Source organism: Actinokineospora auranticolor, assembly GCF_002934265.1.
In the GTDB taxonomy this organism is placed as follows: Bacteria; Actinomycetota; Actinomycetes; order Mycobacteriales; family Pseudonocardiaceae; genus Actinokineospora; species Actinokineospora auranticolor.
Window position 1 is genome coordinate 67,314 of the sequence record NZ_PTIX01000013.1, and the last position, 12,456, is coordinate 79,769.

General features: G+C 73.2%; 8 protein-coding genes and 1 pseudogene. 5 read left to right on the forward strand and 4 right to left on the reverse strand.

Annotated elements, in window-relative coordinates; genetic code table 11:
• Nucleotides 1-19 precede the first annotated feature (19 nt).
• Nucleotides 20-673, forward strand: a complete 654-nt coding sequence (locus CLV40_RS22775; protein ID WP_104481011.1) for a hypothetical protein — start codon at nucleotides 20-22, stop codon at nucleotides 671-673.
• On the opposite strand, the gene CLV40_RS22780 is transcribed toward CLV40_RS22775, so the two are convergent.
• On the reverse strand, nucleotides 674-1,861 hold the full coding sequence (locus tag CLV40_RS22780; protein WP_245931485.1) for an SLC13 family permease: 1,188 nt from the start codon (nucleotides 1,859-1,861) through the stop codon (nucleotides 674-676).
• Between the two features lie 173 nt (nucleotides 1,862-2,034).
• Between CLV40_RS22780 and CLV40_RS22785 the strand changes: the two genes are divergently transcribed.
• Together CLV40_RS22785 and CLV40_RS22790 are read left to right on the forward strand one after the other, a co-directional pair.
• Nucleotides 2,035-2,805 (forward strand): hypothetical protein, encoded by a 771-nt coding sequence (locus CLV40_RS22785; protein WP_104481013.1) that lies wholly within the window; start codon nucleotides 2,035-2,037, stop codon nucleotides 2,803-2,805.
• Nucleotides 2,806-2,861: 56 nt separating this feature from the next.
• A complete protein-coding gene (locus tag CLV40_RS22790) occupies nucleotides 2,862-8,741 on the forward strand; it encodes a WD40 domain-containing protein (protein ID WP_146108185.1) in 5,880 nt (1,959 codons plus the stop codon).
• Between the two features lie 14 nt (nucleotides 8,742-8,755).
• Here the strand turns inward: CLV40_RS22790 and CLV40_RS22795 are convergent, their stop codons facing one another.
• A complete protein-coding gene (locus CLV40_RS22795) occupies nucleotides 8,756-9,454 on the reverse strand; it encodes a class I SAM-dependent methyltransferase (RefSeq protein WP_104481014.1) in 699 nt (232 codons plus the stop codon).
• 33 nt (nucleotides 9,455-9,487) lie between these two features.
• On the opposite strand from CLV40_RS22795, the gene CLV40_RS22800 reads away from it, so the two are divergent.
• Both CLV40_RS22800 and CLV40_RS22805 read left to right on the forward strand, forming a co-directional pair.
• Nucleotides 9,488-10,141: an HAD family hydrolase gene (locus tag CLV40_RS22800; RefSeq protein WP_104481015.1), complete on the forward strand. Its 654-nt coding sequence runs from the start codon at nucleotides 9,488-9,490 to the stop codon at nucleotides 10,139-10,141.
• Complete coding sequence (locus CLV40_RS22805; protein ID WP_104481016.1) at nucleotides 10,138-11,190, forward strand: hypothetical protein; 1,053 nt, start codon at nucleotides 10,138-10,140, stop codon at nucleotides 11,188-11,190. The genes CLV40_RS22800 and CLV40_RS22805 overlap by 4 nt, the downstream gene beginning before the upstream one ends.
• 111 nt (nucleotides 11,191-11,301) lie before the next feature.
• Here the strand turns inward: CLV40_RS22805 and CLV40_RS22810 are convergent.
• Nucleotides 11,302-11,816: pseudogene (locus tag CLV40_RS22810) on the reverse strand (transposase); the annotation flags it as partial.
• 52 nt (nucleotides 11,817-11,868) lie between these two features.
• Nucleotides 11,869-12,399 carry a hypothetical protein gene (locus CLV40_RS39015; RefSeq protein WP_219824071.1) on the reverse strand — a complete coding sequence of 177 codons (531 nt, stop codon included), beginning with the start codon at nucleotides 12,397-12,399 and terminating at the stop codon, nucleotides 11,869-11,871.
• Nucleotides 12,400-12,456: the final 57 nt, after the last annotated feature.

Below are 12,456 nucleotides of genomic sequence, written 5' to 3' on the forward strand. Positions count from 1 at the left end.
CTAACTCCGGGGCGTGCCCATGGCGCTGTACAGCGAGTTGTCCGGGGCGATCGAGCGCGGTGAGGCCGAGCGGGTTGTCGGCTGGGCGCGTTCGGCGCTGGGTGGGGTCATCGCGGGTGATCTGGCGGTCGACGCGGTTCGGCACCCACTGGGGTTTCTGTGCTTGCCCGTCTACCGGCACGGGGACGCGGGGGTGTGCGTGCACCTCTGGCAGCCGGGGCGGGGGCACGAGCGGCCCACGACCTCCCCGACCCACTGCCACAGCTGGGAGTTGTCCAGCTGGGTGCTGGTCGGCGGCTTGCGCAACCAGACCCTGGTCCTCGACGACGCCGGGCCCGTCACGCACCGGGTGTTCCGGGTGCTCAGCGGCCGCGACGGCGACTCGATCGAGGCCACGGACCGGTTGGTGCGGGCCGAAGTCGTCACGGACACGACGCACCGGGCGGGTGAGCGGTACTCGTTGGCCGCCGGGGTGTTCCACGAGACCGTGGTCCCCGACTCCGCGAGCCTGGTGGCCACGGTGGCCCTCGGCCGGACCGCGCCCGGTGCCGCCGACCTCTCCCTCGGCGGGCTGCGGACCACCAGCCACCGGGTGCGCAGGCAGCTCTGCGGGCGCGCGGAGACCGTTTCGGCCGCCACCGCCGTGGTCACCTCGCTGGCGCACCGGGTGTGACTAGGTCACCAGGAGGGTGGCGACGGTCGCGGCCAGGGCGACGACGGCGAGGCACGCGCTCGTCCACACGAACCGGCCCATGGGGACCCGCACGCCCGCGGCGGTGCAGCGCTCGTACCACAGCAGCGTCGCGAGCGAGGCCCACGGCGTGATGATCGGCCCCACGTTGGTGCCGACCAGCAGGGCCAGCAGCTGGTTGTGGTTGTCCACCGGCACAACCGATTCCCCGGCGACGTACGCGGGCAGGTTGTTCACCAGGTTCGACAGCGCCGCCCCCGTCCCGGCGGCCCTCGCCGCGCCCTCCGCGCCGTCGGACGACCCGATGAGCGAGTGCACGATGTCGGACAGGCCGTGCCGGTTGACGGTCTCCACCACCAGGAACAGCCCGATCACGAACACCAGCAGCCGCCACGGCAGCAGGGCAGGCCGCAGCGCGGAGCGGCGGCGCGCGGCGAACGCGACCACCAGGATGCCCGCCGCCACCGACGACGCGATCCCGATCGGCACGCCGACCAGGATCCCGGCCACGAACAGCAGCACCGCGGCCCCGGCCACCCGGAACAGCACCGGGTCGGCGGGCACGTGCCGCGCGGGCACCCGGTAGCCGGGTTCGGCGCGCCGCCAGTAGCAGATCCAGAGGAACGCGGCCGTCACGACGATCGACGCCAGCTGCGGCAACCACATGCGGGCCGCGAACTCGGCGGGCGCGAGCGCGACCCGGTTGGCGGCCAGCAGGTTGGTCAGGTTCGACACCGGCAGCAGCAGGCTCGCCGTGTTCGCCAGCCACACCGTCGTCATGGCCAGCGGCAGCGGCGCCACCGCCAGCTTCCCGGCCAGCGCCAGCAGCACCGGGGTCAGCAGCACCGCCGTGGTGTCCAGGTTGAGGCCCATGGTGGTGCCCGCCGCGAGCGCGACGCACAGCAGGAACAGCAGCGGGTAGTGGCCCCGGGCGAGGATGGACAACCGGGTCGCGACGACGTCGAACACCTCGGCGGTCGCGGTCAGCTCGGCGAGGATGATCACGCTGCCGAGGAACAGCAGCAGCGGCACCAACCTGGTGACCGTGGCCGTCGCGTCGTCGTACGGCAGTGCCCCGGTGAGCACGCAGACCACACCCACCAGCAGCAACCCCAGTGCGATCCAGTCCAACACGTGGAGTCTGCGCAAACCGTTGGACATGCGCGTCATGCTGCCACACGGTGCGCGGTGTCACCGGAAAGGGCTATCCCTTTCCACGGATGTACCAATTTGTATCCCGCGTTAACACGAATGTGGCAACACGACCTCCCGGGAAGCGGTGCCCACCGGAGTTCCGGCCCACTACCCTGACCCGCGTTTCCCCTCCGGCGGAGAGAGAGCCCATGGAGACAGTGGATATCGTCGCGGTCCTGCCCCCCGAGCTCAACCGCGCCGCCATAGACCTCAGCGGCATGCTGACCGCGCGGATGCGCGAGCAGGGCCACCCGTCGTGGTTCCGGCTCGGCGACCCGCTCGACACCGGTGGTCCGTGCGAGCCGCACGTGTCGCTGTTCATGCTCGCCGTTGACCGCGCCGAGATCCCCGAGGTGGTGGCCGCCACGCAGTGCCTCGCGGCCGAGCTGCCGCTGCTCGCGGCCCAAGGCGAGTACTACCGGCACAACCCCGTGGGCGCGCCGGAGCTGTACTTCCGCAAGAGCCGCGAGTGGATCGACCTGCAGCGCGCGGTGGTCGCGCGCGTGGAGCCGTTGCGGCGCGGCAGGCTCCGGGAGACCGACCCGGCGGGCGAGCGGATCACCGGGTTGATCGCCGACCCCGGGCAGGACCGGGTGCGCCGCGACCAGCTCACCCGCTACGGCTACGACGAGATCACCGACGTGTGGGACGGCGGCGCGGCCGACCGGTTCAACCCGCACGTCACCCTCGCCTGGCCGATCGATCCCGATTTCCGCGTCGATCTCGCCGAACTCCCGCCGGCAGCGGAGTTCGCCGGTGTGTTGCCCGGTTTGGCGGTATACGGGATGAGTCCGCACGGGACGTGCACCGCTTTGTTCGGCACCGCCCCTTTCGGTGTTTCCCCGATCGGGGGATCTAGCGGCGGGAATACGACAGGTAGGCTCAACAGCCATTCTTCGCGCGCGAGCGGCGGAGAATAACCGGGCAGGGGCGGCGCGGCACCCCTGCCGCTGTCCGCCGACCTGTGGGAGGCCCGGTGCGCGAGGTCGAGTCGGAACCGGCGGCGCGGATCGGGCGGGCCCGCGAGCGTCGCGGGTGGACGGTCGCCGAGCTGGCCGCGGCGTGCGCGGGCCTCGGCTCCCCGCTGGACGCCGAAGCGCTGGCGGACCTGGAGTCGGGTGCCCGGGCGGCCACGCCGGACGACCTCACCGCGCTCGCCGCGGCGCTGGGTGTCCCGGTCGCGGAGCTGACCGGCACCGCCGTGCCCGCGCAGCGCGCGCCGGTGCGGGGGCCGCGCCCGCCGCGGTCGGGGCCGGTCGACTTCTTCATCAGCTACTCGCTGCTGGACGAGGAGTGGGCCACCTGGATCGCGCACGAGCTGGAGGCCGCCGGGTACGCCGTGATGATCCAGACCTGGGACTTCGTCCCGGGCACGCACTTCCTGGACTTCATCGACCGGGGCATCCGCGAGTCGTCCGCGGTGCTCGCCGTGCTGTCCCGCAACTACCTGGAGTCCCGCTACGGCCGGTTGGAGTGGATGGCGGCGCTGCAGGCCATGCACGACCGGCCGGAGACCAAGCTGCTGGTGCCCGTGCGGGTGGAGAACGTGTTCCCGCAGGGCCTGCTCGCCCCGATCACCTTCGTCGACCTGGTCGGCATCGACGACCCGGCGGCGGCCCGGGCCCGGCTGCTGCACCGGCTGGAGAACGCGCTCACCGGCCGCGCCAAGGCGGGCAGCCCGCGGTTCCCCGGCGCGCCGCCGTCGTCGGAGCGGATCCCCGAACCCCGTCGGGGGACCACGTTCCCGCCCGCCGCCGCGCAGGCCACGCGCCACGAGCTGTCGGTGTTGCAGGTGGCGGCGCCGAGGTTCGGGCTGGACGGCGGTGCCGACCCGGTGGCGCGCCTCGCCGCGCTCGACGCCGGTCTGGCCCGGCTCGGCGCGGCGGACCTGCCCGCGCCGGACCTGGTCGTGGTCAGCGGCAGCCTCACCGAGTCCGGGACGCGGGAGCAGTTCGAGCAGGCGTTGAGCTTCCTCACCGGGCTGCGGTCGCTGGTCGGCGTCGAGGCGAACCGGCTGGTCATCGTGCCCGGCGCGGGCGACATCACGGTGCCCGCGTGCGAGGCGTACTTCGCCGACTGCCGGGCCGACGGCCTGACCCCGGAACCGCCGTACTTCCGCAAGTGGCGGCACTACCAGCGGCTGCACGGCGAGCTGTACGCGGGCGTGGACGCCCCGGTGTTCGACGCGAGCCAGCCGTGGTCGCTGGTCGAACTGCCCGACCTGCGGGTCGTCGTCGCCGCGCTCACCTCGACCATCACCCACACCCACCTGACCCCGGGCGCGCCCGGTGAGGTCGGCGCCGAGCAGCTGGACTGGTTCGCGGGCGCGCTCGCCCCCTTCGTGGAATCCGGGTACCTGCGGATCGGGGTCGTCGCGCACGCGCCCGCCACCGAGCCCGCCGGGTGGGCGCTCGCCGACACCGCGGCGCTCGACTCGACCATCGGCGGACAGCTCAACCTGCTGCTGTCCGGCCGGGGCCCCACGAACCACGACAGCGCCCCGCTGCCGTCCGGTCTCACGGTCGTGTCCCCGGCGGAGGGCGCCTGCCTGGCGCGCCTGACCCGTACCGGCCTCGACAACTGGACCCTGCCCCGCGACGGCGGCCCCGAGCGCGTCGAGCGGATCGAGCGGACCTGGCACGCGGCGGACCGGACCTTCGCCGCCGACCAGGACTCGGGCCCGCGGCTGGGGCGCGAGCTCGTCGTGGAGGAACCGGCGGAGAGCCCGGCCGACCGGTTGTTGCGCCGCGTCGCCGAGGTCGTCGAGGTGCGCTACCCCGGCGCGCGCACCCGGCGGCTCCCCGGTCGACCGCCGGTGCTGCGCGTCAGCTACCGCGACGGCGACCTGGTGCCGCAGTTCCTGGTCGCCGTGCTGGTGGGGCAACCGACCGCCGACGACGTGGCCGAACTCGTGCGCGTCCGGCAGCGCAACAACGAGGAACTGACCTCCGAACTGGTCTACCAGGGCAGGCACCCCGGCGTGACGCTGCGCGCGGAGGCGGCGCGCGACGGCGTCCGGGTCCGCAGCTTCACCGAGTTCCAGGGCCTGCTCGACCTGCGCGACTACGTGGCCGCGCAGACCGAGCGCCTCCGGCAGGACCGGGTGTACCCGCCCGACCTGTACGTCCAGCAACGGTTCCGCGAGACCGCGGGCACCGCGGCCTCGGACGCCGCCGTGCGCGACAACGTGGTGGCCGAGCTGGTGGACCTGCTGGCGGGCGACGAGGGCCGGTTCGTGCTGCTGATGGGCGACTTCGGCCGGGGCAAGACGTTCGCCATGCGCAGGCTCGCGATGACGCTGCCCACCGCGCTGCCCGGCGTCACCCCGATCCTCATCGAGCTGCACGCGCTGGACAAGGCGCACAGCGTCGACGGGCTGGTGGCCGCGCACCTGGCCAACCACGGCGAGTCCCGGATCGACCTGCGCGCGTTCCGCTACCTGCTGCGCCAAGGCCGGATCGTGCTGCTGTTCGACGGGTTCGACGAGCTGGCCAGCCGGGTCAGCTACGACCGCGCCGCCGACCACCTGACCACGCTGCTCGCCGCCGCCGAGGACCGCGCCAAGATCGTGGTCACCAGCCGCACCCAGCACTTCCAGAACGACGCGCAGGTCCGGACCGCGCTGGGCGAGCGGGTCGGGGTGCTGGCCCAGCGGCGGATCCTGCTGCTGGAGGAGTTCACCCAGCGGCAGATCGGCGACTTCCTGCTCAACCGGTTCGACGGCGACGCCGACCGGGCGCGCGAGCGGGTCGACCTGATCGGCCGCGTCGACGACCTCGGTGGCCTGTCCCGCAACCCGCGGATGCTCAGCTTCGTCGCCGGGTTGGCGCCCGAGCGGTTGGCCGCCGTCGCCGCGCGCGACTCGATCAGCGCCGCCGGGCTCTACCAGGAGATCCTGACCTCGTGGCTGCGCTTCGAGCACGACCGCGCGCACGCGGAGGGCGCCCCGCCCTCGCTGTCGGTCGACGAGCTGTGGTCGGCGGTGACCACGCTGGCGCTGCGCGTCTGGGAGTCCCACGACGTGCTGCTGCGCCTCGACGACGTGGCCGAGGTCGCCGAGGCGCTGAGCGGGTTGGCCGACGCGCCGCTGACGCCACCGCAGGCCGCGCACGCCCTCGGCGCCGGGAGCCTGCTGGTCCGCACCGACGACGACATGTTCGGCTTCATCCACAGCTCGGTGATGGAGTGGCTGGTCGCCAAGGAGATCGCCCGCGTGCTGGCCGAGACCGGCCGCTGCGCGCTGCTGGGCAGGCGCAAGCTCTCCCAGCTGGTCGTCGACTTCCTCTGCGACCTCGGCGACGCCCGGTCGCTGGGCGCGTGGGCCGCGCGACCGGCGGGCGACCCGGTGTCGGAGGCCAACGCCCTGCGGATCGGCAACCGGCTGCGCATCCCGGCGAAGTCCGACATGCGCGGCGCCCCGCTGCGCGGCGAGGACCTGTCCCACCGCGACTTCAGCGGCGTCGACCTCACCGACGCCGACCTCACCGACGCGCTGCTGATCGGCACCAAGCTCAGCCGGGCCACGCTGCGCGGCGCCCGGCTGCGCGGCGCCCGGCTCGACCGGGCGGTGCTGCGGGACGCGGACCTGACCGGCGCCGACCTCACCGGCGCCCGGCTGCTGGAGACCGACCTGCGCGGCGTGGTGGTCACCGGTGGCCGGTGGGCCCGGGCCGCGCTGATCAACGTGGCCGCCGACCCGGGGCTGTTCGCCGCGCCGGAGCTGCGCGGGGCCGCGGCGGCGCCCGGTCGACCGGTGCTGACCGGGCTGCGGCCCGCGGGCGTCGGCGTGCAGTTCGGCTTCGAGGACGGCCGGTTGCCGCGCCCGCTGGCCTACCACCCGGACGGCTCGCTGCTCGCCGTGGGCAGCGGCGACGGCGGCGTGCTGGTGTGCGACCCGGAGAAGGGGCTGCCGCTGCGCACCCTGAAGGGGCACCTGGACCGGGTGTACGCGGTCGACTTCGGGGTGGCCGCGCTGGTCACCGGTTCCGCGGACGGGTCGGTCCGGTACTGGGACCCGGCCTCCGGCGCGCCCGGCGCGGTGCTCACCGACCACGCGGCGCCGGTCTGGCCGCTGCGGCTCTCGCCGGACGGCGCGCTGGTCGCGTACGGGGACGGCGCGGGCGTGGTCCACGTGCGGGACGTGCCCTCCGGGGAACCCCGCCACCGGCTCGCCGGGCACGGCGAGCGGGTCTGGACGCTCGCCTTCCACCCCGACGGCGGGCTGCTGGCGACCGGCGACGAGCACGGCGTCGTGCGCGTCTGGGACCTCGCCTCGGGTGCGCAGCGGTACCGGCTGGAGACGCCCGGCTCCGTCTACACGGTCGCGTTCAGCCCGGACGGTCGCCTGCTCGCCGCGGGCGGTCGCCCCACCGGGGTGTTGCTGTGGGACGTCGAGACCGGTGAGCGGGCGCACCGCCTCGAGGGTCACTCCGGGTCCGTCTACTCCGTCGCGTTCCACCCCGATGGCGAACTCCTCGCCAGCGGCGACACGGTCGGCTCCGTGCGGCTGTGGCGGCTGACCGGCGCGGGCGCCCCCACCTCCGAGGCGCTGCGGTACCGGCACGGGCCCGCCGTGTACCACCTGGCGTTCAGCCCGGACGGTCGGCTGGTGGCGGGTGGCGACAGCGACGGGACGCTGCGGGTCTGGGACACCGGGACCCGGCAGGAGCTGCACGAGGCGCACGCGCACCGCGGCGCCGTGTGGCCGTTGGCGTTCCGGGCGGACTCGACGCAGCTGGCGACCACGGGCCGCGACAGCGCCGTGCGCGTCTGGGACCCGGTGAGCGGCAGGCAGCGGTACGAGATCCACGGCCACGGTCGCCGGGTGACCCGGGTCGACTTCAACCCGGCGGGCGACCTGCTCGCCGCCGCGGGCAACGACGGCGTGGTCCGGCTGTGGGACCCGCGCACCGGCAGGCAGGTCAAGACGCTCACCGGTCTCGACGACCAGCTCACCGGTGCCGTGTTCAACCCCGTCAAACCGCTGCTGGCCACGGCGAGCAACGACGGCGGCGTGCACGTGTGGCAGCTGAACAGCTGGCGCGCCGACCAGGAGCTGGAGGTCGAGACCGACTACGTGTGGGCCAGCGCGTTCGCCCCCGACGGCGACGTCCTGGCCACCGCGAACGACGACGACACCGTGCGGCTGTGGTGGCAGGCCACCGGCCGCGAGGTGCTGTCGCTGGGGGAACACCGGGGCCGCGTGCGGGCCATCGCGTTCAGCCCGGACGGCACGAGGGTCGCCACCGGCTGCGACGACAGCAAGGTCCGCCTGTTCGAGCGCGCCACCGGCAGGCTCCGCACCGTCTTCGACGGCCACCACGACCGCGTCTACGACGTGCGGTTCAGCCCCGACGGCGAGATCCTCGCCAGCGTCAGCAACGACGGCAAAGCGGTGCTGTGGCGGGTGTCCGACGGCGCGCGGCTGCGCGGGTTCGCCGCGCAGCGCGGGCGGCTGTGGGCGGGCGCGTTCAGCCCGGACGGGCGGGTCCTCGCCGCCGCGGGCGACGACGCCGTCATCTACCTGTGGAGCGTCACCGGTGAGTCGCTGGGCACCCTGGCGGGCCACACCCGCCGGGTGCTGTCGCTGGCGTTCAGCCCCGACGGCGCGACCCTGGCCAGCGGCGCCGCCGACGGCACCACCCGGCTGTGGGACGTGCCCGCCGGAGCGCTGCGGCTGACCATGATCGGCCTGCCGGAGGCGTGGGCGGCGGTCACCCCGGACGGCCGGTACAAGGTCGAGGGCACCACCGGCGGCGAGTTCTGGCACGCCGTCGGCCTGTGCCGGTTCGAGGTCGGCGAACTCGACGCGGTGCTGCGCGACGTGCGGTCCGTACCGCTCGAGGAGCCGTTCTGAGCGGGCGGGACCGGTCAGGACGGCCGGACCGCCGCGACCACGAGGGACCCGCCCAGGGTTGGCAGCACCCGCGCCAGCCACGTCGACCGCGCCTCGCCGAACCGCGTCCGCCACACGACCTGGTTCGACCGCGGCGGGCCGGGGACCAGGCCGACCGACCGCATCCCGGTCGCCAGCAGCGGGTAGGTGAACGGGCGGATGTGCAGGCGCAGGTACTCGTGGAACGGGTCGACCTGGCGGGGCGCACGGCCGAGCAGGAACCGCAGCCGGTCCTGGGCGGGCGCCAGGTTCGGCGTCGTCACCACGAGCACGCCGCCGGGCCGCAGCACCCGGTGGCACTCCCCCAGCAGCAGCGCCGGGTCGTAGACGTGCTCGATGATCTCCCCGGCGAAGATCCCGGCCACGGCGCGGTCGCGGAACGGCAGCACCTCGCCGACGTCGAGGCGGACCGCCGGGAATCCACTGTGGAGCGCGGCGGGCACGGCGTCGCAGGCGACCGGTCGCAACCCGCGCCCGGCGAGCAGCGCGCAGACCTCGCCGCCGCCCGCGCCGAGGTCGAGCACGGTGGCGGCCGCGGGCAGGTGCTCGGTGAGCAGGTCGAGCGCGAGGGTGACGCGCAACCGGTGGTAGCGGTCGCGGAGGTAGCCCGCCACCTCGTCGCCCGCGTACCCGCGGGTGTTCGCGGCGGTCGCCCTGGCCTGGGGTCGGCGCACCCGGCCATGATCGCAGAAGGCTGAGGGGGACGGATGCGCGTCGACCACATCGTGTGGGACTGGAACGGGACGCTGCTCGACGACGGCGACGCCATGGTCCGCGCGACCATCGCCGCGTTCGCCCGCGCGGGGCTGCCCGCGATCACCCTGGCCGGGTACCAGGAGCACTTCACCCGGCCGATCCCGGACTTCTATGATCGACTGGCGGGGAAGGTGCTCACCGCACGGGAACAAGGAGACGTCGCCGCGCACTTCCACCACGCCTACGCCGACCTGCTCGACCGCGCCGCGCTGCACTCGCTGGCGGTGGCGGCGCTGACGGCGTGGCGGGACGCGGGGCGCACCCAGTCGCTGCTGTCGATGTTCCCGCACGACCGGCTGGTGGCCCTGCCGCAGTTCGCCGCGGTCGCCGGGTTCTTCGACAGAGTGGACGGTATGCGGTCGGACGAGTCGCCACGCAAGGAACCCCACCTGCGCGGGCACCTGCGGGAGCTGGGTGAGCGCTCGGTGCTCGTCGTCGGCGACAGCGTCGACGACGTGGCCGCCGCCGAGGCCTGCGGCGTGCCCGCGCTGCTCTACCACCCGGTCGACCAGCCGCTGGTGAGCCCGGCCCGGCTCGCCGACCTCGGCGCGCCCGTGGTGAACTCGCTGCCCGCCGCCGTCGACTGGGCGCTGGGGGCGCGGTGACCCACGACCGCCGGTCCGCGCGATCCCTGCGCCGCACCCTGGTGCGCTACTCGTTCATCACGGCGTGCCTGGTGGGCCTGCTGATCAGCGTCATACTCACCATGCAGGACAAGGGGCTCACCGCGGCCCAGATCTACTCGGCGGTCGGCCTCAACCTGTTCGCCAGCGTGGTGTTCGCGCTGATGTTCGCGGCGCTGACCAGCTGGACCCAGGACCGCAACACCCAGGAGACCATCGCGGAGGGCTTCGAGGAGCTCGGCCAGCGGGTCACCCAGAGCATGGTCCGCTCCAACCACCTCTTCCTGCCCAACCGCCAGTACGACGCCCTCAACCCCACCAACACCTTCGGCGACTCGTACAACGGGGACATGACGGTCGACCTGGAGGCGACCGGGTTCTTCGCCTTCTACGGCCCCAGCGCCCGCTACGTCGCCGCCCGGCTGCTCGCCGCCCGCCACCACCCCCAGCAGATCCGCGTCGCCATGATCAACCCGGCGAACCACCGCGCGATCAGCCGCCGCGCCGCCGACCGCGCCTCCTGGCTCAAACCCCAGGGCCAGCCCATCGACCGGATCGAACGGGACCTCGAGGAAGAGCTCCTGATGAACCTCGTGTCCCTGTTCGACTGCCGCAAGATCTGCCCCATCGAGATCCTCTACAACGACGACACAGCCGTGTACCGGTACGTCATGTTCGACCAGTCCGTGTACGTGTCCTGGTACCACAGCCCCCGCTCGGCCCAGATGGAACTCCCCGAGTCCTACCGGTTCGGCAAGGAGTCCTTCATCTACTCCACCCTGCGCATGGACCTCATGCGGAAGTTCGAGATCTCCGAGCACAAAACCGTGTTCGACGCCGCCCACACCGACGCCCACCTCATCGCCCACCTGACCGAACTCACCGGCCGCGCCACCACCCCCGCCGACCTCGCGCGCTGGCGCACCGCGCAGATCCACGACAGCGCCGAGTTCCGCGCCTACCTCACGTCCCTCCGCCGGGAACTCGACTACCGGCAGCCGCAACCGAAGTCGGACGACAACTCCGGTTGACATCGCCGCGACGGCCCGGAACCCGTGGGCTCGCGTCGCGATCTCCGCGACGGCGGTCTAAGGGATGTCTCCTAACTGATCTTGTGGGTTGTGCCCCTGGTTGGGCTTTGGTCAGTTGGTGATGGTGGGGTTGTGGAGGAAGGCGGTGCCTGCCGCGGTGGTGACCAGGGTGTGTCCGGCGCGGCGGTAGTCGCGGGGGATTTCCGGTTCTTCAGGCGGGCGAGAGTGTGTTCGACCCGGGCGCGGACGCCGCGGTGGATGGTGTCGAGGTCGTCCTTCCACCGCGGCAGCGCGGTGCCGTCGCGGGGCGCGCGGTAGGGCGTGATTACGCCCTTGTTGCCCTGGTAGCCGCCGTCGGCCATGACCGGTCCGCCGGCAAGGGTGTCGGCGATGCCGGACTCGCGGTAGACGGTGCAGTCGTTGCGGTTGCCCGGTTGCGGGTCGCCGGTGGCGATCACCAGACGCGTGTCGGCGTCGATGGCCACCCGCGGGTTCGTCGAGTAGCGGTAGTTCTTCGACCGCTCGGCGATCCGGTGGTCGCGGGTGGGCACCAGGGTGCCGTCGACGATGGCGACTTGGTCGACGCGGCGTTCGCGCACCGGTGCCAACGCCAACAACGGTACGAGACGACCCTTAGTGGCTGTGGTCGGCTTTTCAGAAGGGCGAAGGCGGGAGCGGTTACCGGGGTCGGTAGCCGATGCCGAGGTTGGTGACGCGCTCGTCCTGGGTGACGTTGGTGCGGGCGTGCACGACCGCGGCTGCCCAGAACAAGACCAGTTCGCCGGGGCGCTGGTGGATCCGCAGGGGGTCGTCCGGGCCGTGCGGGAACAGGACCAAAGTGGAGCGTTGCCACCGGGTGTGCCGGTGTTCCAGTGTCATGAGGACGTTGATCTGGAAGTCGTGGTCGTCGGTGTGGGGGTCGATACCCTGGCCTTCCGCCTCGTAGTACAGGTAGTTCGCGCGTCGCGCGGGGGTGACGGGGCAGGCGTCGCTCTCGATGAGGGCGTGGAGCTCAGGGGAGTCGGCGAGAGCCGAGGCGATCGGGCCGGTCGGGGTGTGGAACTGCCTGCGCAGCAGGACCGCTTTCGCGCGTTCGGCCGCGGCTTCGGCGCACAGGGCGGCGAGCAGGTCGTCGGTCAGCCACTGCGGCCTCCCGTAGTAGAAGTAGCCCGTCTCCGGGACGGCGACCGGATCCCCAGCGACAACCACGACATCACCTCGTCCTCGAACCGCGTGCGTTTCCCACACTGTCCCCGCGGTCGGATA